The sequence below is a fragment of the Vibrio sp. YQ_11 genome (assembly GCF_043103065.1).
In the GTDB taxonomy this organism is placed as follows: Bacteria; Pseudomonadota; Gammaproteobacteria; order Enterobacterales; family Vibrionaceae; genus Vibrio; species Vibrio parahaemolyticus.
In genome coordinates, this window is the sequence record NZ_JBICJM010000049.1 from 81,026 (window position 1) to 104,876 (window position 23,851).

The window sequence follows — 23,851 nt, forward strand, 5'->3', positions numbered from 1 at the left end:
ACGGATGCAACAACGCTTTGTATCCGAAAGCATTCTAATGAATAGTCATGAAATAACAAGGATAAATATCTCGCGTAGACAGCCCACTAGAGCATACAGGCAGAACATACCAATCAGCGTGGTATAGAGTTGCCGACTTTATATTTCAATGAGATAATACCTCACGAGACAATTAAGCCGGTCTCACTAGCCAACTGACGTTTACACGTTGTTTGTACATATACATCAAGTGTATTTTTTGTTTAGGCCCCTGCCTCCATGTCAGGGGCCTTTTTTCATTAGTTAAAACACATCGTACTCAGCCACCAGCCTTTGAAGTTTAGGGCTGACTTGCAGACCGTTCGCTGTTCTGGCTAAGTTGCGTTGTCTCGCCTTGATGGATTGCATTAAGTTTTTATTGGAGATCGGGTTTAATCGACCGTACTCAGAACGATTGAATCGCTTAATCTTGCTCATCACCTCTTTGATTGACTCTTTATCTTTCAATCTAAATGCTGTGTAGTAAGCGTTGACTAATCGCTGGCGGCGTCTTTGAACATGTAACTCATAGTTCTTAATACCGTTGTTCTCATCGTATTGAATATTTGCGCGACCAACACTAAAGCCCATTGCCTGGCCTATTAGCTCCGTACCGCTCAAGTCACCAACTACCTCTGAGCCAGTTCGCGTTGTTATCCCTTCTTCTCTAATGAATCTAGCGGTTTTCAAGATATCTTTGATTGCCTTTGGTGGCATACGTTCAAGACCTCGAGCAAAGCGATCATTTGTCATATCAGACAAACCTTGCGCCCAACTTAGAGCAATACCACCAAGAACAGGGCCGGCAGCTTGCTTCATGTACTCCATGTAAGCTTTGTCTGGATCAATATCTCGGTCGATACTACGAACCCACAAATCATCCAAAGAGATACGGCCACCAATGCTAGGGAGCGAGCCATGCCAAATCAGCGCAGCAGCGTCTTTACCAAACGCACCAGACAGCATAGCTTTTAGCTCCGTCTCTGCGTCGAATGGCTCATCGTCATCACCGATAATATCCTCTGCGGCATTAATAGCGGTCATCAGGAAGGTAAGAGGCAACGCCCCGGCACCACCGATAACAAAGGTACTCGCCAGGGTGCCAAGCAATTGCTTTTTAGCCATTGCTTTTACTTCTGGAGACTCACCCTTTAGCCATTTCAGCATATTGCTCCATAGGTAGTACGTGGTGTTTTGGCTGTACTGCTTAAACTGTAAAGCCACTGCGGCAATATCACTTTGCATAAATCGAGCTCGGTTTAAGCTCGAGTAATCATAGTGCGAGTCGAAGGTATCTTTGATTGCCTGGTCTACCGCTTTATCATGGTCGCCTAGCTTCTCTTTAGCCAGGCGATAAGCAGCCAGGAACGTAACTTCACGGTTAAACACTTCGGCATGGTGGAACGAGAAGCCGATGATATTCATTGCCTTGTTCCAGGTGCCTGAGTATTTCGCGTTCGGGTTTTCAGCAAGGCCCATAAGGTCTGCGGCCTGAGTAGTGTCGATAGCGCCCTGGCGAATTGCCTCGATAAGCGCTTGCTTGTCCTGCCCTTTCACCACGTTAGCCAGGAAGCCATGATCTTTATTTCGTCCTTTCATCGATACAGCTTTAAAGAATTCTTTCGAAGCGATACCAATCTCTTTTGAAGCGTTGGCCATGCCATGCTGGGAGCCCAGGACCGGAATTGCTATCTGTACAAGCTGAGTTAAGTTGACCAGGGCGGCAGCTGGCGTCAGACCGAGCAACCAGACAAAGCCAAGGCCGGTAAGTTTCTGAGCCCAAGAACTGCGAGCCGGGTTTCTTACCCATTCATGGCGCTGGTTGAGTTCTTCAACCATTCGGTCGGCTTCAACCTTGTGAGGCATTTCATTGCCGTAGGTTTCGTAATACTTACCTACGTACTTCTGAATTCCATCCAGGTGATTATCCAGGATATCCATGTGATCCAAGCGAGCTTGTTGGCGTGATTGCTTAAAGCCCTGGTCAGCGAGGGCGCGTATCGCGTCCTGGCTAAAACCTGCCACCCCCTTCCTATGGATAAAATTACGTCTCATCGAGCGAGCCGGCAGAGTGCGTAAATACATTTGGTAGATTTCATCACTTAACGAGTTTTTCATAAGCTCGTTCATGTGTGATGAGCGGATCATTTTGATTACATCAGCGACAAATGGAAGTGAGGCTTTCTGGACCTCATTGAACTGCGCTTTCATGCCCGTGTTGATATCAAAGCCAGCGTCACGGAGTTTTTGAGCGTTCAGCTCCATTTCGCCTTTCGTTTCGAACATCATGAACTGGCGTTCGTCGTTCTCATCAACAAAATCAATCCAGTAATCGCCATGGCGAGATAGCGGAAAGTAAAGCCCCTTGGCGGCTCTCTCTTGTTGCTGGCGTAGTTCAGCAATCATAGCTTTGCGAACTTTGGTATCTTCTACCGCACGGTTAATTTGCTTCTCGAGCGCTTCATTCATTTTTGCGGATTGCTCAACGTAATGGTCACGCATTTGACGGAATCGTCGGCGCTGTTCAGGGTTCAGCGTACCCCAAACATTCCGCAAGCGGATATGCTCACGGCGGCGATTGTCTTCGTTGTCGTAGGCTTTTCTGTCTTCCTGTAGTTGCTCAAACGCCTTAGCACCACGTTCACTGTTTACACCCCCTTCCTCTTTAAGAATACGCTCATTCCTGGTCATGCTTTTTTCTAAGTCTTCTTTCCTGGATTGGAAAGCGTCAGAAGGGTCCACATCTGCCAACGTAGCATCATGAGCAAAAGAAAAGAGCTGATCGGAATCAGCTCGGTGTTTTTTGGCCCAATCACTCAGGTCTTGAGATATGGTCGCGGCTTCTTCTGCCAGGGTGTTTTGGGTCGCCGTCATTTTGTTGATTTCAGCCAGGTAGTTATCCACCAGCTTTCCTAGTGGCTTATTCACCCAACCGGCAACCTCACCCAGCTGACGCAACGTCAGCAGGGCATACTTGGAGCGGCCCATCTTATCGAGCGTTTGACCAATAACAGGCGCGTTATATAACGCCTGTTTGATACTGTGCATGAGCTTGCTTTGTCGTTTAGCGAGCGCCTGGTCAGCGCTCATATTTGGTTGGTACCCTGGTTTTCCGGTAGTTTCTCGAGCTCGTGAAAAGAATAGCGCATCATCCGTTACGTATTCACGAGAGCGAGGTGGCGGAGTCTCAAGGGTTTTCTTTGCTCTAAACACCAGGTCCATCAACTCATCATTGTTGAACTTAGGCGACCAGATAAAGCCCAAACGATCACGGAAGAAACGGCGAACCTTAGCCAACATACGTTGGATTGGTTTAGCAAACTTCTTCTTCTCTGCCATGTGAGCGACGAGTTCATGCACCAGCATGTTTTCAGCTTGCTCCTTGGTCAATCCTTTGGCCGTATCCAGGTAAGGAGTTAAGTTAATCCCGTTTTCATCTGCAAATTTGGCAATTCCCTTGATGCCGCCTAGTTGCATAGCTAAAGTATTAATATCTGGCTGCGCTCCTGCTTCTTTCAGCAAGCGAGCCAAACCAACGTGACCAGCAACCTCGTGAAAGATGGTTTGCTCTACATCAGAAGGCTTATTATGTTTTTCAGCGACAACCCAGACCTTATGTTTTCTCCCATCATACAGGCCGTATACCTGGCCGTTGGCATTGGATGCGTCTATGTACTCTTTTATGTAATCAGGAAGTTGCGCCTCCGTATCGACCGTTTCAAAAGAGAGCGTGAAATCATTAATGCCGAGCTTGCTCATCGCCGTCTTAACTGCCGTATCAACGGCGGCTCGTTTGCCACCAGCGCTGAGGGACCGCTCGCCGGTTTTCACCCTGGTACGCCCTGCATCCGTACTACCTCTAGAGAAGTAGATGTTTGACGCTGTTGGTTTGTCTGATTCGATACCGTTAATGCGATTGTAGTCTTCGGCCTGAGCCGTGTTGCGAATATTAAGTGGCTCAATGCCGTCAAATGCCGCAACGATAGCATCCAGGTCAGACTCATCAATGCGCGTAGTGAAGGTGCCACCACCTGACAGCGCTTGTTCACCAATTACCGCCTCAACGTCTGGATTGCCCCAATACTTCATACCCTTCGATACCGACTTAGGCAGCTCTAGAACATAGTGAGTTCCATTGCGAAGGTCATGGCGCTTACGCAATAAAGCATCCCCTTTCTCAGTCGAAAGGCCAAGCGAAGAAAGTTCACGGTTATTAGTCTGCTTCAACCACTCTAGTGCTTCTTGAGGCGTTGAAGTGATTTGAGTGCGTATGTCCGTATCTGGCGAAAAGCTATTAGGCAACAACATGCCCTGAATCACGCGACCATCTTTGGTGGTGAAAGGAATAATGTTTCCGTTCCTCATCGTCTGGTCGTTAGCCATAACCAAGTTACCGGTCATTACGTAGCGGATTTCTTGTTGAGGCAGTTCAGCCTGGCGATTAAAGATGAGCTTCATATGCTCATTGGTTGTGTAGTAACCGACCGGAGTGATTGTTGAATCAGTAAAGTGTTTGTAGTTAAGCGGTATCGTTCTACTGCGATCTGCTACCATCACCTTTAACTTGGTTTTGGAGTTGGCAAGCGGGTCGCCCGTTTTAGACTCATGAACAACATCAATGATAACACCAGTTAATACTCGGTCCTCTGCGCCTGGCGTTCTTAGCGTGACATTCACATTCAAGCCATGTGCGCCACTCATTGTGCGCTTGTATTCTGAAATACGGTCCTTGTAGGCTGATAGCGAATCGAGTGCCTTTTGATGAGCTTCCGTTGCTTTCGTGGTATCGACTCCGCGCTTAACTGCATCATCGATCACTTCTTTTGCTTTTTTAACCTGGTCCTCGAGCTTACTTAGGTACTCGTTTGCCTGGCTAACTGCATTTTCAATATTAGAATCAATCGCCTGTTTATCACTGTCAGCAAGGGCGCTTTCAACTTCACTCCAGGATGGTGCCTTGCCAGGAGCTTTGGCGTTAATCTTTGTGAGGTATACAGGCTCAGAGAATACGCCTCGAGAATCATCACCCTCCACAAGAACTTGTTGCTCAATCGGTTCGGCTTGCAGGTCCAACTCAGTTAGGTCCAGGTCGTTTTGCCCTGTCGCATTGAGATACGTGATCTTCTCTGAATAGGCCTCATCAAGCTCTGCCAACACCTTACGCTGCATATTGACAGGCAACACAGCCAACTTACCCAAGAACCAGTTAGCCGGCGATTCCTGGAGGCCAACCTTGTTAAACTCAGGGCTGTACTCAACTAAGTCGCTAAAGTTGTCAGCCACATATGCTTCTACTACTTCATCGCCGTACTTGTTTAACAAGTCGAACGACTTAACCGAGGTCGCCGTATTTGTAGAGCCCGAGGTGTTGGCGTTCAAACTTGCCATTTTTCCAGACAAGACCGCTGCCGGGCGCTTTTCACTTGGCAGGTCTAACCAGGCGTTCGCGTATTTAGGTACCACCACCTGGCCGGTACGGTTAACACGGCCAAGCATCTGCATGTAAGTGTTAATGTCCAAACTTGGTTGCGCGACAATCATGTATCGGGTTCGCGTATCCTGGTAATCGCTACGAGAGTGAATAGACAGGCCCGTTGAGCCAGCCTGGTTAAGAATCAACACATCGAGCTTACCTGCATTGAACTTATCTACTGAACCGCGACGGTCCTTAATCTCTTGAGTGCTACGCTTTTTCAGCTTCGTGGTTTTGTAGTCAATCATGGCATCACGCCCGGTGATTTCTGCCACCTTGTGACCGGCTTGCTCGATGCGGTAGCGCATGTGATCGATTGGGCTCGCCGGGATATCAAAGTTACTCATTTCGGCAACGGCTTGCTGCGCTTGCTCATACAGCGCGACCACCAACGGGCTACTAACGTCATCGATGCTGACTTTTATCTTTCCGCCTTTTTTCGCGCCTGGCTCTTTCACCGAGTACGCCAGCACACCATCAATGGTACGGCTTAGGAACGTGCCGTAATTCAAGTTACCAAGCTTATCGCCAAAGCTCAGGCCGTTATCATTCATGTAGTCGTTTAGTGCAGTGCCTAGCGTATTTTCTAGCGCTATGACTGGTTTCTCACCACGGTTAATGGCGTCGATTGCCAGGTCTGCGATCTTGTCAGCTTTCAATCCGAGCGTGAGCTGGGAAATGTAGTTGTGAACCACCGAGCTAAACGAGTTTACATTGATGTTTTTATCGGCCTTGTTGCCGGCTACGTTGGTATCTAAACCATACTCAATGGCGATATCTTGCGCGAGCTCAGACTCTACGTAGTTAGCCCAGGCGCTAGATAGGCTTTGAATTGTGCGCAGGGCTTTCGTGGCAGCATCAAAGGAGGTTTCAAGCTGATCATCAGCAGTGATAATCTCGTCGCGTATCTCGATGCCGTCAAAGCTTCGCTCACGACGAACGTAGTGGCCAGCTTCAGCAATCTTAGCGGCAATGTAGTTTTGCATCCCGTAGCCGCCTTTCTCAATGGCTTCGGTAATGTCTCGTCCACCAGCTGCTTGACCAAGGTCAGTACGTTTGTATAGCGCCATGTTTTCTGGACGCTTGGCATACGTAGCGGAAAGGTAAACCAGGCCGTCAACTTTATCGACATAGCCTAAACCGCCGTTCTTTTCATTGCCCTGGAAGAACTCACCAACAATCGCTTTAGAATCCTTGCCCGAGGCTGCGGTATGCGCTTCGTCCATAACCATGACGGCATTAGGTGCCAGGGAATTAAGTACAGAGCGTTTAATACCTTTCTTATCTGAGCTGATTTGCGAGTAAGTCAAAAACAGACCGGTGTAACCATCAGGCATAGAGCCAGTGTCTTTAATGTGCTGTAGCAGCGGAGCCAGTTTGGCCGCACTGTGTTTATGCTTGTAGTATGATTTTTCTTTTGTGGTACCAGGGTTATCTACTCGTTTAATCCCTTCGTCGGCGTTCATGATAAGCGGAGTGAAGTCACTCACGCCAATGTCGGCCAGGTCATCCATCATATCCGTAAACAGGTTAGGTTTTTGTGTGATGAAAACCGGGATCTTGCCTTGTTCCATAGCATAGCGGAGTACGCCAGCAGCCTGGCGCCCTTTGCCTACACCGGTTTGATCGCCAATAACAATAGCTTTGCCTTGCTCGATAGCATTGACCGCCAGGGCTACGCCGTCAGCCTGGAGGCCCATAAACGCATCGTGCACATCGTCTGTTGAGTCATAGCCAAGCTTGTCAGCAACGTATTGGTCAATGCCGCCAGTTTGCTTGGTGAGGTCTTCTAGCGCCTTAGTGGTGTAATACTCAATATTGGATGGAGTAAGGATATTCTCGTTGTGGCCAGTGGAAGCGGAGCTGTACGTAGATTGGAATTTGTTTTGGCGGCTCTTTGAATTGGCCGCCGGTCTTTCGTCACCCTCTACAGCAGAAGGTCTACCGCTGTTTGTAGGTCCAGGTCGCTGAGTGCTTGCTTGAGGTCGTCCGGTAGTTCCTTCTGTACTTTCTGCGGATACTGGTCCAGGTCGTGATACTTCTCCGCTTGAGTTAGATACGCTATTTCCATTATTTGATTCGCTAGGTTCTGCGGGTCCGTTGCGTCCGTCTCCATTGGTAGATCCATCAGTATCTTGATCTCGTTGCGTACCGGCATTGGTGCTTGTTGAATTAGGTACGGTAGCGTTTCCTTGAGTTCCTGCATCATTGTTGTCCAATCCAGCGTTGGAAGCTGACGACGCATATCCAGTTCGCACAATAGCAGGGCTTGAGACGATGTGCTCAAATCTGGATGATTTGGTATCCAGTAAACCTTTTTCATTGTAGTGGTCATATAGCGAATCCCATGAGTTGTGGCGTACAAACTGACTGTCTACCGGGGCAAATCTGCCAGTTGGAGCTGCGGCACGACCATCAATTGCGATAAGCATTATCGGCCAAGCTGCACCTTGTTTCTCATACAGTTTACCATCAATTTCAGTGTAGTCTGTAACGTTATAGTTTTGGAACAACCAGTTAAGGAAACTACGATGATTAACTGAAAGATCTCCTTTTTCCCGGCTAGTTCCCATGATTAAGTAAGCCTTACCGTCTGACTTCATAGATTCCAGGGCGCGATAAGCAATCATATGATCCAGCTCGCCTATCTTGTGTTCCTTTCCGTGCGCACTGGTGAACTCGTATTTAACTCGCTTTCCGTTCTCGTCGCGTAACGGTCCAAATGGCGGGTTAGTGATAACACGATCTACCTTATCGCTCATCATGCCATTAGTTAATGGATTGCCAGTTGCGTCTAGCGTTGTGGTTGGATATCCGGTCCAGCGTAACGACTCGGCACGAACTGGGTCCAGTTCATTTGCAAAAGTATTGCCTGGTTTAGCTGTCATCAATAACAGACCATTCCCTGCTGTTGGCTCAAGGACTGTTGTGTTTGCATCGATGCTTGCCACCAGGTTACCAAGTAAAGATAACGGCGCTGGCGTACTGTACGCTTGCAATTTGGCGCTATTCGCACTGCGAGCGTTCAATCGTGGCTGAGACTCGTATTCCTCAACCATCTTGTCGAATACGTTCTTCACGCTAGCCGGGGTATTGTTCTTACTTAATACTTTTGTAGCCATATGGCGGCGGTGAGCAATTTTAACCGTCTCGTAGGCTTCTTGAACTTTCTTGAGCTGTATGCCGGTTACTTCTGAGATTTTATCCACATTAAACAACTTAGCCGCTAAACGTTTTAAGTCGTTATTGTTCTTAATTTCAAAGCCAAATTTAACGCGACCTTTTATCGCGTTTAGTAGAGAAATATTGCTATCTACCGGTTTGATTTCATTAGATTCTTGGTTTTGGCCAGAATCCTGGTCTTGTGCATCTGTTTGGCTATCCGGGATACTATAACGAACCTTATCCCACAACTTATCCACGGCCTGACCTTTGGTGAACCCACCTTGAAGCAAGTTACCACCATGCTCAAGACCGTGAAGCCCGCCATTCATTTCAAAGGTTTCTTGCACTACCCAACCGTGATTGGTTTCTTTGAGGCTATATGACTTATCGCCGTTCTGGACCGTTCCACCAGCTTCAACATGCCCACGAACATCAGACTCAGCAACACCACTGGCGATCGCTATTGTGTTCGCACCATCGCCACCTCCTACCGCATCACCTTCCGACCCTGCTACGCCCTCACCTTCTTGCTTTGAGGTTCTTTCATCGGCAAAGACCTCTTTAAACTTTGACACTCCACCAGCCTGTTCAATAATGGTTGACACATTAACGCCTGGATAATGCTCTTTAATCCTACTTACTAAGCCAAAGTTTTTGATTGCAACGACATAATCATTGTCTGGATATTCGTTCGATGCTTGTCTAACCAGATCATATAGTTTTTCATAGTCTACATTGCTATCACCTTCCGACTGTCGCACTTCATTACCTTCGGATGGTGATACAGTCGCATCTTCTTTGGCTAGCTGCTCGGCTACCTCTTTCTTAACCTGACTTTCAAATGCTGAAATTGACTGCTCACCTAGCGCCTCTTGGAGCTCTTTCGCCGTGAACCCTGCATCACGGTACGCATTGCGAACCCCCTTCATACTCGGCTTGGGGCCTCCATTCTTTTCGATCACATCACGAATAACCTGTTTAGCGGCTTCGACAATGTTCGGTTTCGGCTTTTTCCAAAGAGTGTATGGCCCACGGCTTGATTGGGTGGTGACGTAATTGCCAGGGTTTTCTCGTGCATCGCTGACATTCTTGTCGCCAAACATACCATCACGCTGAGTAACAACCATCTCATATCCGTCTTCACGGAGTTTGGATAAAGAGTTGTCGTTATCATTTGATTGACCTAAATGCTCAACTCCTGGGATCACCTCAATTTCTGGATTTGGAGCGAATCCAGACTCACCAGACTCATCTTGATTGGTTCGGCGCGGCGTATTCGTGCGGTTACGCGCATCAGAGAAAGAATAACGGAGCTCGTCTTGCTTGGCTGAACGGTTACGTTCGTTGACCGCTTCCATATCACGCTGGGATTTCTTCTGGCGCGCACCTTCCATCATGGCGGCTGTCTTGCCCAGGTACTTTTCTGCCAGGGTGCGAACACCATTCGCCAGCTGCGCACGAACCTTAGCAACCGGCATAGATTGGCCGTCGAACTCGAGGACCGTTGACGGTGACTGCTCAAGAGAGTTAGCAATGTTACGGATAGTGCGAGTGATTTCACTCTCTGCAAACTCTTTCGATTCTGGATCGCTAATGTATTCCTGGAACAAGGATTCAGCGCTCTTTCTGCGCTTGATGTTCTCTGGGTTATTGGCTTCTTGCTCTGCTCGGTCTCTGGCGGCTTGCTCATAAGCAGCAAGGCGTTTCTCGTGATTTTGCAGTTCATTGAGCACGGTATCCGTATCAAAGCCTTTTGCTTTGTTCAGGCGCTTACGCAAACGCTTAGACATTCGTGTTGTTTTCGAGTTGATGCCTGCAAAGTCTCTGATTGGCTTCTTGCCGTCTTCACGCATTTTCATTGAGTTAGGACGCTGACTAAAGCCCGATACCGGCTCGGCCAATTGTTCACGGCGGTTGGTTAGGTTTGCCTGGCGGGTTTCAATTCTCTCACTCTCGGCTTTATCTTCGCTTAACTGTGATTGCGCTTCACGATTAGTAATATCACGCATGTAGCTACGAGTGGTGCGTTCACCGGTGCGTGGGTTGGTGCCAAACCAATTAGGATTTTCTTCAGGACCAGGCTCTCGAGATTCACGCTCGAGCTCTGACTCTCTCACCTTAGCCGCATTGGATGCCTGTTGCGCTCGGCTTTCGATTGCGCGCTGTGAGTTTGCTCGGTTAAACTCTGGCTGCTCAAACTGCTCTAAGCCGGTATCACTCTGCTCGGCAGTTTCAACTTCCTCACCTGGGTACTGGCGCGCATATTCCAGGTCAACCATGCGTTCGAGCTTGCGCTTATCGGCTCGGTCCTCTGGCAGCATTGATTGTTGAATTTCTTCACGGATAGCTTTTCTACGGCGCGTGATTGTGTCTGAAAAGTCATACTCCTGACCTTTTCTTGCTGCTCGTTCGACCGGCTTCTCTCGATTGGCCATATCTTGACGATTAGCCTCAACACGGCGATCAAAGTTAGTGGTCGTCGGGTCAACACCAGCAGCGCTGGCAGACGATGCCATATTGATATACTCAGCCTCGAGCGCGTTAGCCTCTTGTTCGCTTATTGAATCAGAACGCAACTCAGCTTCAATCTCTTGAGCTCGATCTGGGTCCCAGGCGCGAGCCAGGTCGATAACTTCCTGGTCACTATTTCGCTCTGGCAAAACTCCTTTGTTCACTAACGCTTGGCGTGTTGCCTTGCGTCTTTCTGCCAGGCGATCTCCCTGGTTTGCTGCTTGATTTGTGTTTGGACGATTTAACTCACCATCTACCGCTTGCTCTACGATATCTAAGTGACTTTTTAAGGCTTGCAGAGAGGACTCTGGCTGCGGCGTGTTTAATGCCGTGCCATAGTTTTGGATTGTGCTTTCCAGGTATGCAACATCCTGACTGTCTGGCTTTTCCGTTCGGAGCTGCTTAATCTTTGCATCGATGCGCTGTTGCTGCATGACAACATCAGTATGCGTAGCACTATTCGTAGCTGTATTCGTAGCTGTATTCGTAGCTGTATTCGCAGCACTTTGCGAAGGTGCTTTATTCTCACCTTGCTCACTTACTACGTTCGCACCTTCCGACGTTGCTACATTGTTACTTTGCGAACTTGCTTCTTGCCCACCGTAAATCGACTCGAAACTTGCACCAGGCGTAAACACTTGTTGATACTGAGTGAAGATGTTTTGCAATCCACGTTGCGCGGCTTGCACTTCTTCTGGTGATAGGTCCGGGTTTTGACTGAGCGTGTTCGTGTAACGGTCCAGGCCGCTAGACAGTTCATCAATTAACGGCTGGTTACGCTTGTTCGGGCGCAACTTCGACAATTCAGTTTTGAGTTTTGACGCATCAGACAAATGATTCTGAACCGAGTTACCATTAAACAACGGGCGTCTGGTTCTTGCTTGCGGTTCCTGTGCCGGCTGTTGCGGTTCAGTGCTGGCTACTGGCTCACTATCTACACCAGGAGCCGGTGTTGCCGCTGGCGGGTTTGTGTCCTGGTCATCATCGCTTTCGGTACGTTTAGATATCGCACCACCAACCGTGCCAATCGGCGCACCTAATGCACCACCAATCAACATACCTTCCAGGGCGTTAGACATTGCACCTTCGGTCGGGTCGATATCCTGACCGGTAACATCACCAACGATTTGGTTTTGAGCCACGGTTTGTCCGTAACCTTCAATAAACTCAGTGCCACCCTCACTGATCGCACCTTTGACCGTACCAGATACCGCACCTTTACCCATCTTACCTAGCAGCGCGCCAAAGAGGTACTTGTCACCCATCGCACCCGCTACGGAGGCTGCAATTGCTGTTGGGTCCGTTGACATTTGCGCACTGGCGTAACGTGCCGTTTCTTCTTTTGCCTGGTCGAATATCTCAGTAGCCGACTTGCCTTGGTTCTCTGGTAGCTCAGACAGTCTTAGCGCTGTTTGCTTAAAGTGATCTGAGTTCTCGGCCAACCAGCCCGAATCAAGCTCCATTGTCGCGTTGTACGCATCGAGACTCGCACCACCGAGAGAGGTACCCATACCCGTTGCTACCGCACCAGTACCAGCGCTAAGTGATATAGCCTTGTCTGCGATTTGACCTGCGGCCTTACTACCAAAGCCTTTTTTCAGCATCGATTTAGCAATGGTGTTTTTGAGCGCTACCTTTGCCGCAAAACCAGCACCACCACCACCAGCAAAGTTAGTCACCAATGAGCCTAGGCCGTCTGCAATTTTCATCGCCCATACATCGATGTCGCCAGCTGCATCAGAAAAGGTTGGATTGCCGTTTTCATTATCTTCCAGTAAGCGTGAAGACACGGCGGCTTGGCCGTCCTCTGTCATGCTTGACGTTAGCGCATCTGCGCCAGAATTCGCCAGGTCACGAAGACTTTCACCCACACCGAAAAGGTTTTCTGACAGTTCACCAATCCCCGCCACACCACGGAGCGCACCAGAACCCACGGCTTTTAGCGTGTCACCGGCTGTAACATCGAGATCTTTGTGAGGGGTTTTGACTGGCTTGAATTGGAAATCTTGAGGGATGAACGATTGCGACATATCAGAGGTCGCAGATACGGTCGATTTATCGTTAGGATTCGCGCCTAACAATTGCTTGTCCTGCATAGGGGCTCCGTTGTTTTATAGGCATAAAAAAACCGCCACCCCTTTCGGGGCAGCGGTTTGATAGAGAGACTGGTTGTATTGTGGTAAAACGTACCACAGTTCCGTTAATCGAACCAGATAAAAGGGACTACCACACGCGAGGGTAATCTCGTAATCGGGTCAGGTTATTACTGTCTTCTTGGTACTGTTCTTTGCCTAATTGCTCGATGCTCGCCAGGTTGTCGCTATAAATTACATCCTGCAAACTGGTTGCTGGCTTCCCTGGTTCGCTAGTTTCCAGATCTGGAACTGTCGCCGTTTGCTGTCCGTTCTCTCGGCGCTGATTTTGTATATTTGCCAACTTCTGCTCATTCGCCTTGTCTCTAGATTGCTTATTTCTAGCGGCCACCACCTGTTGATACAAATCATCCAATTGCGCGGCAGATAGACCACTCGGATCAATGTTTTGTGAGCTGGACAATTCCTGCAAGAACTGAGCTTTCGTGGCGTCATTACCAGCCCACATGACTGCAGTGTTACTTTGTCCTGGTGTCTGTCCTGGATTGTCTGTCTTAGTGACCTTGCCGTAGATGCCATTTACCACGGTACGGCGCTCCTCGAACTGGCGTTTAACCGCGGCAACTTCTTCCTCGGTCGGGCTCATTAGCTCAGATAATGCCTTGGATTCGTCTTGAGCAATGTCAATCAGTGCCTGGCGATATTCTTTCTCCATCTCTTTGCTGTTCTTATCTTTCGCACCAAACAGATTGTTATAGTGAGTACTGGTAAAGAACTGCTTAGATTGCTTGATTTGACCGGCTACCTCACCCATAAAACGATCTAATGGAATAACCTTGACCGCATCATCAGGCGACGTACTTCGCCCTTCTGTGACCGGGGCGTTTTTGGTTGAACCATCCTCATAGGTGATTTTCATACCCACCACAACACCTGGCTGATCGCCCTCGCGGTTTGGGTCGATATCCGCAACAAAGTCATGCCTTAGATACTCTTTATCCTTGATCACCTTTCCGGTTGCTTCGTCTTTATCACCAATGCCCTGCTTAACATTTTGCTCCAGGAGCTTGCCTAGGCTCGTGGTAAAGTGTTTATCCCGATAATCCATTTCCCCCGCTAACACTTTTGGCATAGCGGCTTCGACATCATACGCAGCACGAACAATGGCCGGTGTGTAGCGTCTCGGATCATACGCGCCACCTTTGACGTAATCATTGTCAAAGATGTTATCAATCTCGCCAGTCTCCATGAAGCGTCGAACACCGTCTTGGATGAGCGGCATGTTATCTTGCAAGTAGTTTAGCTTTTGTTCGCGGTTAAACTTAACATTGTTATGCTTCGCTTCCGCTTGATAGTTGGATAACTGAGCCGTTTTGACTTGCCTATCGAGCTTATCATTGGCTTTAAGTCGCTCTTGCTCGCTCTGGTAACGTTCGGCTTCTTTCTTCTGTTCAGCTTGGTAACGCTCATCATCAATCGCATAGCGCGCTAGGGTATCGTTGCGACTCTCCCTGTAACGACGATTGTTTTCTTTAATGCCGTCTCGCTGCATCTGCATACGTTCTTCGTCATTCTGAATGTTCTTTACTGTTGAATAGCCTCGTAACAGACCATCCATTGCGCCTCTTGTGTCTAATGCCATTAGAATAACTCTCCCAATACCAGACCAGCTGCCGCACCAATCGCTGCGCCCATTGGACCACCAACACTACCCACTTGAGCACCCATTGCCATACCCATACCAGCACCCATCGTGACAGAGCTTAGTTTTTTCGCTTTAGCCGCATCTTTAAGGTTTTGCTCTAGCTGATCGCGCTGTTCTTCTCGTGATGCTGACGACTCTAAACCAGCAAGCGCTTGCTTGCGTGTATCTGCACCTAACTGCAATAAACTGTATCCCATTACGACACCTCTAATTGACTCAAGTTTGATTTGCCAGAACCACTCAATACCGACAAGGCTCGTTCTTTCTCATTTTCTCGCAAGCTGTTCTTACTGGTTACATTAGCTAGAGAACTTTTCGCTTGAGCGGTTGAATCCTGGCTGGCTGCTAAGCCATACCTAGCCAGCTGATTGCTGTTGGCAACTTGCGCTGCCTCGTTTGCAGAATCAAAATTGTCATCCACTCTAGCAAGTTGTTCTTTGAGAAGCGCACCAGTCTGCGTTGAATCCATGAGTTCTTTTTGACGAGGGTAAAACCGCTCTAACCAGTCGTCATACTGCGCCCGGGTGACATTCGCGTAGTTCGTTGCGGCTTTACTACTCACGCTTATTTGTCCCGGCGCGCTAACATCACTCGTGGTTGTACTAATAAGCTTGCCGAACACGGACTTTTGCCCAAGGCGATTCGCATTACTATCGTCTCTACTCATAATTACTCCATCCCGTAACTGCTAGCACCACCCATAGGCGCGTATCCATTGGACGAACCAGCTTGCATTTGCTCGTAAGTTGATAACGTATTGGTGTTTGGTGTACTCATCGACGCCACTCCCATCCCAGCCAGCGAACCAACGAACTGAGCATTCGCGCTACGACGGTTAAACGAACTGACGGCATCATTCGCAGACTTACTCGCTGACAAGCTCGCCGTAGAATCCATCCCCGCTAACCCCTCGGCTTTTTGACCCATACCAATCGCAACAACATCTTGCTGGCCAACGACATAATTATCCTGCTCATTTACCTGAGCTCGGTTAATGGCGTCTCCCTGAGTTAACGACTGGTCCAGCGTAATATCACTCAGCGCACCTTTGAATTTACCGCTCGATGGGTCTATGCCTTGCGCCGCCATATTTGTGGCGCTTTGACTCCGGGCTTCACCAAAGTTCTTGTTGTAATTGAGGTCAACCGAAGCCTTAGCATCGGCCATGTTGGATTCAGAATTAAAGTTATCAACACGCTGCATGAATACATCTTCGTACTGCTTCAACTCACTGTCATAGAGGTTCCATTGTTCCACGGCAACCTTTGAGGCTGCTTTTTCGGCGGCGGTTTCTTCTACCTTGTTACTACTTCCACCCATAAACTAAAGCTCCTTTGCATATGTAACGATACGGCCTTGTCTGCCGGTTTCTTTGTATCCGATCTTTTTGACCAGGTACGCGAACGCACCAGATAGCACGGTTTCAAACGTAACGACCTTTGCGCCAATCAACCGGCTAAGGCGCTCGACCTCTGGCTGATAATGGGAAGCACGGCCAGAAGAAAACGAGTAAGCAAACGCTATGTGTACTTTATCGCCCCCATACGGCTCTAGGATGATAAAGGCGTCAACATCTGCAAACAAAAACGCCCTGCCAGAAAGCAGGGCGTCATTTAAATCACTTGCGTAGTCGCATCCGCTTTGACTGGCGGATTGCTCGATGATAGGAAATATCCTATCTCGATAATCTTCATAGTTCACTCTAAACATGCGTTTTAATTAACTCCACAATCCACCTGTACGATGAGACGCAAAAGTTGTTTTGGATGCATCTACCGTAACACGACAATATTTATCCAAGGTTCCAGCGTGCTCCAACGTCACCGACACATTACCTGTCAGGTTTGAGTATGCAGGTAAAAGCAGAATGAACCAAGTCGGACTGAAAATCGTATCACCGCGAATCTCAGTGATATTGTGTGTAATCTTTGCCATTTGTATCCCTCGTGTAATACGAGTATTTAGATACAAAAAAAGACTCCCGAAGGAGTCTTTGATTAGCTAAGTTCACCACTGTCTTTGAACAGGTTAACTAGCAAGATGTGGTTTCGTCGTTCTTCCCATGCATCATTGTAATCAACAAAGATATACTCTGCGTCTCTATCGCAAGAGAATTGCAAGCGATATGCTCCCGCTGGTGCGTTTGCGGCTATCTCAGCAAATACTCGACCAACCGATGGGTTGATGTTGTATAACGGTGTACCGCCACCGATTTGATGCTTTGACGTGTATGTCGCGTGAACCGTACCAGTTGGGCCCACTAATCTATACGTACAGTTATACCAACCTGAATATGCTACATACATGTTCACGAATATCGATCCGCTACTGACAGGTTCGATTATCAATTTACGAGCATATGGTCTTGCACTATCGATATTGACAGTAACAACGTTCAACCAAGTATTCGCATTAACATCAGCCGTCGAATTACGATAGTTGTACGCATATTCTCTCATTGACGCGATATCCCCGACGATGTTTTCCGCATAAACGGTACCGGAAAAAGTGCCGTCAGCACCATCTAACGTCCCTCTTATTGTGCAGTTTTCGTTGATTACGACATTACTAAAACTACCGCCTGTCGCCACAACGGTACCTTTGACCGTTGCGTTATTGAGATACGCAGTACCACTGGAATTAACATAGAAATGATAGCCAGCATAAGGACCACCAGCCCCCACTTTTAATACCGCACCGGTAAGAGTGCCACCATTAATCGCCGGCGATGTGATGGAAATACCAGACCGAACATAATCGGCGGTGATTGTCTGGGCGTTGAGTATTTGAATAGTCGCCTTTTCAATCAGCGCTTCTGGGATGACTACTTTCCCTGAGTCGATTGCGAAAAGAGGCGTCTTTGTGGTGGGAGAGTTCGGATTGAAAACAAAGAACTGACTAGCTGAAACTACCACTTGACTCACGCCACCAGAACCGGCCAACAAGCCGATACCTGCCGTAACCTGGCCAGCGCTCGCTTTTTGTGTCCACATGGCACGATAAGCAGCAGAGCCGTTACTGTCGATGTTGGCGATTGCCTGGTTGTGACTTGATACCGTGGCACTAACACCGTTAATCGTGGCGCTTGTTGTATCAATCCGTTCAGATAGAGCCTGGTCTTCGGTGGAAACAGTTTGAGCGAGCTCGGTAATTGTTGCATTGATGGTTGCGTCAGCGGTCTGAAATGACGCCTCAAGCTCGGTTATTTGCTGCGCTAGGGCTTGTTCGGCGTTGGCTATAACTTTTTGCGTCTCAGTGATTTTCGCATCAACAACTAACTTTTCACCCGTTGAAACGGTTTGGTACGCTACGTTTAATTGACGAACCGCCATTGCAATCACTTCACTGACCGAAGCGGTTACACGCTCTAGCTCTTTTAGTAAACTGACTAATTGTGAATCACCGGTTTTAAAATCCGCTTCAACTGCATTGACACGTTCAGCAATCGCGCTATCGGCATCGGTCAATACCTTTTTTGCCTCGGTGATGTCAGCGGATATTTGTTCATCCGCACTCTCAAAATCGCTTCGGATTTGCGCGACTTGCTGGACAAGCGAACCCTCTCCGTCACTCACCACTTGTTCAAGCTCTGTGATGGAGGCACTCATTGTAGCATCAGCGGTTTTTCGCTCAGTCTCAACGCGAGCAATCGCAGCGGTTAGTGCGTCTTTAGCCGCATCAATGGAAGAATTGAGTTCAGCTTCGGCTTGGTCAAGGTCGGTGCGATTCGTGTCAATATCAGACTGTAGCGCTTGGAATAAATCAGAACTGACTAACTGATTAGCTAAATCATCAATGATCCCACCAATGTCGGGACTGGTTTCAACATAGATACCAGCTACATCGTGATACGCGCCAGCTACATCATTTTTGTTAACAAATCTTACCCAGTAATAGTAACCTGTACCCAAATCGACTACATCAGAAAACACCGTAGCCGGTGTAGTGCCAATGAGCGCCGCTTGTGACAGGTTTCTCGAGGCGCTGCGCCATACTTCGGCATGGGCGTACCCTTGAAATGTTGGATTATCCCAGGATAAAAGAACCGAACTAAAACCACCAAACCCTTGTACGTTAACGGGCGCGTGGGGCCGCTCAATGATCTCCTCACTCCCACTGCCACTGCCACCAGTGATACCACCACGAATGATTGTGCTCACTGTTCCTTTTAACGCTGAAACCTCTTTCGAAGTAACCGCTTTGTAGTCTCCACCACGCTGCCCGGTTAGGATCTCTACGTTTTCATACAGCGCATCTAACGTTCGACCCGCACGGAAAGGAGTTTTGTTCTTCGCCATTTAACCAAGCTCCTGCATCGATGTAGCCAACAAGATACGCTCGACTTTAGTGTCACCGGTGACTTTCACAATCCACTTACTGGCGCGAACCGGAGGAAGCCGAAACGCTTCGCTAGTTAACTCCCCCGCTGCCAGTGAATACACCAATTCACCATCGGCATAAAACTCAATAGCGAGCTTTTCAGGGTTGGGAGATTGAATACGAGAGCATGTAAGCAAAACATCGAGCGGAGTTAGAAACGTTTTGCTCTGCCAGGTCATGGTTTTTTCTGTTGAACTACCTTTCCATCGATAAAGCTCAGTCCCTTTAGCCAGGTATAGCGCATCGGAATGCAAATCGTTGTATGCAGCATCCCACGAACCACTTAGCGTAATGAAAGACTGACTAACCGGATCATAAATAAACGCTCCGTTATCGTACTGAGCAATGTACTTACCCTCATTTGCCCAGGCTTTAATCGTGCTTGGATTGTAGGCTTGCCATTGCTCCTTAGTCATCAGCGGAGCGGTCAACACCGTTGCGCTGCCGCTACCAACCGATACCAACCCATCAGGACTGGCATACATCGCCATACCGTTAACAACAACAAGCGATTCAGCGCTCACACAGGATTGCTCCAGGTTAATCTGGCCACCGGTAATTGTTGAGGGCGTCACGCCTGAAAACAGATAAGGCTTACCTTTTGTGACCACAACAAGTGACGTTTCAATCGGTGCAATGGCGACGATCTCACTATCCGTGGTACTGCGGTAATCTTCTGGCCAAGCATAAGGCAGGTACGACTCGCTAAACATCACCTCATTTCCCGCAAAGCCAGCGCATATGCCGTTCGCCATGTTACACAAACCCTGCATGTTTGACGGCGGCACGGAATAATCCCAAGTTTCCAGGCTGGCTCCGGTCACATCTCGCGCAGAGTCGATGTATTCCGCTTGAGAGATCGGCAACTCTGCAACCAGCAAGAAGTCACCAACACCGTCACTTGTCACGCTTCGGTAAAGCCTCGTATGTGTAATGTTGTGAGTATTGGCACCAGGCTGAGATAGAGAAATCGTTAACGTTGAGCCGGGCTTAGTGACTAATACTGATACGCTTGCATCACCTGGCGCGCCTTCCTCACCAAACCGAGTGACATAAGTTTGAATATAAACTCGGTCCTCGTCATCGTACTCAGGCAGCTCGCCTTCTGGCGGTTCCTCTCCGGTGGTATCATCAATAGTTACAACCATAGGCGGTACAACTGGCGACGGCACACCGAGATCATACCATGCTGCCGGCATAGCTTCGTCACTGGTCGCTATATCGTTTGCAGTCACTCGCGGCTTAATACCTTCACCGGTCCAATAGATTCGCTGCCATGGATCTTGAGCCATTGGGTTAGGAATAACGCTAACGCGATTAGCAAACGTGAACCAATACGAATCTTCATAGAGAAACATCGAGACTGGCGTAATGGGTAGCGTGACTGATTCCAAGCTATCATCAAGAACTGGAGCAACAATCCCACGCTCGAATTGGCAATCTATCGCTATCGTCGCGGAGTCATCCGATAATAAATGAGGTTCGAGTCTTGGCGTTTTGCCTTTCATTGTTGAAACGTTGATTAACATATAAACCTCTAGTACGTCTTTCTACCTTGCTTGGTTGCCTGGTACATCAGATACGTACCAAAGGCTTGATAAATATTTCCAGCCCAAAAACCGAAGAACTGGCCACCTTCAGGCCAGGACGACCAACACCCATTCATGTGATGCGTTCCATCGCCTGGTGAAACAAAATACTCACTGTTAAAAGACGCGATTGCGGTATCAAGGATATACTCGCCTTTTTCATCCAAATCTTCGTGACCAGCGATTAACGCCAACGCTACGCCGGTGATGTAGTTCGCGATCATGTGGCCATTCCAACCATCATCAAATGGCACTCCATCACTTTTAAATCCGGTTGGAAATTGATTGTCGTTGGCAATAAGAAAGTCATACAAAAAACTGATCCAATTACTCATCATTTCGACCAGTCTTGAGTCGGCTTCTTCGTTACGCACCACTACCTGGTCGTAATAAGCCCGACCAATCGCCCACGTAATGCGAGGCTGATAACCATCCCATGGCTCTGAACTGCCCCAAAAATAATCGGTAAACGTATCAGCCGTGCCATAAGTAATGTTATCTGGACGATTCCAGATATAAGCGCTTCTATGAGGACCTAGTGGCCGTCCAGGTGCTCCGTTAGGATAATCTTGTTGCGAGTCATAGAGACAATTCAACATATTGTTCCAATGCAATGGATCTTCTCGAAATATGACTGGATATTGATAGCCAAGGTATGGAATGCCTCGCCAGCTTGAATACGCATTCGCTTCTGGTTGCCAGTTATTAGAAAAAGGCACCAAACCAGGCGTGTAAGCCAATTGATCTTCAAGAATATCGATGAGCGTAGCATTACCGACATACACAATCGGACGGTCGGTTGTGAGATCAGGCTTATAAAATTCGATGGTGTTGCGAAGCACATAAATGTATTTCGAACTATCCCACGCTTCCTCATGAAAGTTGTTAACACCGACCAGCGAAAAGCCTGTTGGCGAATGTGTAGGAATGACCAGCGAAGGATGCGTGATATCCGTGAGTTTCATGCTCACTATTTCTAAACTCTCTACCGGATTTCCTAGCGAAGCGGCCAGACGTACCCAAGTGGACGTTGCTGCGTCAAATGCTTCCCAATACTTAACTCCATTAATGGCTGGTACCGCATTTATATTGCTTAGGTCTTTAGAAATAATGGTGTTAGGTTGATCATTAGGAATGGAAGTCCAACCAGGGTTAACGCGATAACGCTCACCTGTCGCAGCTTCAAACTCAATCAGCGTGTTATGCCACCCAGACTTGTTTGCTGCCACGTTGTCATACTTGATGATCTCTAAGCTTTGAACGCCATTAGCAATGTGAGACGCAAGATTCTCAGTATTGAGCCAGCATTCACCATTCTTAGTGATATCAGGCTTCCATTCTAGCGCTCGATACCACATCGTATTACCGTCTACGACAACCTTTCTCCAAGTCACTTCGGCCATAGTTTCGTCATAAAAACAGTTAGCAAAGTGCGGCGAGGTTTCCGTAACCGTACACGCTCCATTAAGTTCGACATTAAAAGTGGTTAACGTTGTGTCTAACGAAATTTGTTCAAATTGAGGACAGCGGAACACCTTAGTTACACCAGAGTCGTCTTTGACTTCTGCGACTTCAATCGTGTAACGCATCGATACGTTTTCTGGCACTTCTGCCGCCAGTTCCCAGGATAATTTTGATGTTGGCGCAACTTTGTACCAAGTTCCCGAGTTTTCTAACCAGGTTGAGTGCTTGCCGGTCTCATCTTCCGCTGCTGTACTACAATCCACTTTAATGCAGCCAAAATATGGATGAGTCATTGGATGCTGGATACGTGTAAGCGTTGCCGCGCCAGGCTCGGTTGGATACGAGAACGTATAAGAAATACCATCCGTGTGCGGCGAGCGAGCGAGAGGGTCTTTACGGAAAATTCTCAGGTTTGAATCAATCGAGCAGTAGCCTTTTAACGTGTTTAAGCACGTTTTATACATAATGTGATATTTGTCTTCGCCGGTAATTTGCCAAAGCAGCAAACAGGAATCCATAAACCATTCCTCACCATCAGCCGCATTTCCTTGCGTTCCTTCCACCAGCGGAGCCCAGACAGGTCTAGGGTCAAACGGATCTTTTTGTCTGATTAGCACACCATTGTTGCACGAAAAACACAGCTTCATTGTTCCGGTTATCGTCTCGTCTGGTAGTTGCGTTCCTTCACCAACGGTATTCACAAACACACCACCAAGTTCAACTCGGCCTTTTTCTTCGTCAGGGTATTCAATCTCATCAATGCGATCACCACTAGAATCGAGCTTCCATCCTTGATGATTGATAAAACTAGCGACTTGATACGCTTTCGCATCTTCCCACATTTGCGTTGCAACACTCGCTTTCACTGACGAATAAACCAAGAGATCATCAGGATTGAAGGCTTGATACGCGAGTTGCAATTGTTCTCCGTAGTACGGCGCGCCGTGGGGAATGTAAGCTACACCGTCTGTGAATTCGATTTCTTCACCCAAGAAGCCAGCCGCGCTACCATCATCGAAATTATTCGGGTAAGCACTTGGAAACTCTCGCTTGATGTTCAGCATCCAATGAGCATGAAGAATTTGATTTTCATCTTTGGGCAGTGGCGCACCAAGATATAGATAGTCAAAGTATGCTTGCCAAAAATATTTCGCTCTATCCAGAAAATACTGATTGCCGGTTGCTTTATACAGCCATATATATCCTAAGATATGAAAAGATTGGGCTTCTGAGGTGCAAGTGCCGCTCGGCGTACCATTACCACCCTTATCGAGATAATGCAGTTCGTTACAGACAAGGCCAGCCTCATCAATTACAAACATACTCATTTCTTCTTCGGTTGCATCGGTTGGGATTTTCCCGGTATGCGCATCCAAAAAGTGTTCAAAACCCCAGACCATGTTCATAATTTCACGCTGAACGGAGCCACTCGCCATTGTATTAAAGAACATGG

The 23,851-nt window shown here is 48.0% G+C and carries 10 protein-coding genes; all 10 read right to left on the reverse strand.

What is annotated here, in order from left to right; translation table 11 throughout:
• Positions 1-282: 282 nt before the first annotated feature.
• On the reverse strand, positions 283-13,263 hold the full coding sequence (locus ACF8EG_RS20650; protein WP_392419708.1) for a PLxRFG domain-containing protein: 12,981 nt from the start codon (positions 13,261-13,263) through the stop codon (positions 283-285).
• A gap of 127 nt (positions 13,264-13,390) precedes the next feature.
• Complete coding sequence (locus tag ACF8EG_RS20655) at positions 13,391-14,902, reverse strand: ATPase (protein WP_392419710.1); 1,512 nt, start codon at positions 14,900-14,902, stop codon at positions 13,391-13,393.
• Positions 14,902-15,162: a bacteriocin gene (locus ACF8EG_RS20660; protein WP_392419711.1), complete on the reverse strand. Its 261-nt coding sequence runs from the start codon at positions 15,160-15,162 to the stop codon at positions 14,902-14,904. The genes ACF8EG_RS20655 and ACF8EG_RS20660 overlap by 1 nt, the downstream gene beginning before the upstream one ends.
• Positions 15,162-15,632, reverse strand: coding sequence for a hypothetical protein (locus tag ACF8EG_RS20665; RefSeq protein ID WP_392419713.1), 471 nt, complete (start codon positions 15,630-15,632; stop codon positions 15,162-15,164). Before ACF8EG_RS20665 ends, ACF8EG_RS20660 begins: the two co-directional genes overlap by 1 nt.
• Before the next feature lie 2 nt (positions 15,633-15,634).
• Positions 15,635-16,285, reverse strand: a complete 651-nt coding sequence (locus tag ACF8EG_RS20670; protein WP_392419715.1) for a hypothetical protein — start codon at positions 16,283-16,285, stop codon at positions 15,635-15,637.
• 3 nt (positions 16,286-16,288) lie between these two features.
• Positions 16,289-16,675, reverse strand: a complete 387-nt coding sequence (locus tag ACF8EG_RS20675; protein ID WP_392419716.1) for a hypothetical protein — start codon at positions 16,673-16,675, stop codon at positions 16,289-16,291.
• 9 nt (positions 16,676-16,684) lie between these two features.
• The gene (locus tag ACF8EG_RS20680; protein ID WP_392419717.1) at positions 16,685-16,900 is read right to left on the reverse strand and encodes a hypothetical protein; all 216 of its coding nucleotides are present in this window, start codon (positions 16,898-16,900) and stop codon (positions 16,685-16,687) included.
• A 62-nt stretch (positions 16,901-16,962) separates the two neighbouring features.
• Entirely contained in the window at positions 16,963-19,263 is a 2,301-nt protein-coding gene (locus ACF8EG_RS20685) for a DUF1983 domain-containing protein (RefSeq protein WP_392419718.1), read from the reverse strand.
• Positions 19,264-20,874: a hypothetical protein gene (locus ACF8EG_RS20690; protein WP_392419719.1), complete on the reverse strand. Its 1,611-nt coding sequence runs from the start codon at positions 20,872-20,874 to the stop codon at positions 19,264-19,266.
• Positions 20,875-20,882: 8 nt separating this feature from the next.
• Positions 20,883-23,849, reverse strand: coding sequence for a hypothetical protein (locus ACF8EG_RS20695; RefSeq protein ID WP_392419722.1), 2,967 nt, complete (start codon positions 23,847-23,849; stop codon positions 20,883-20,885).
• Positions 23,850-23,851 lie beyond the last annotated feature (2 nt).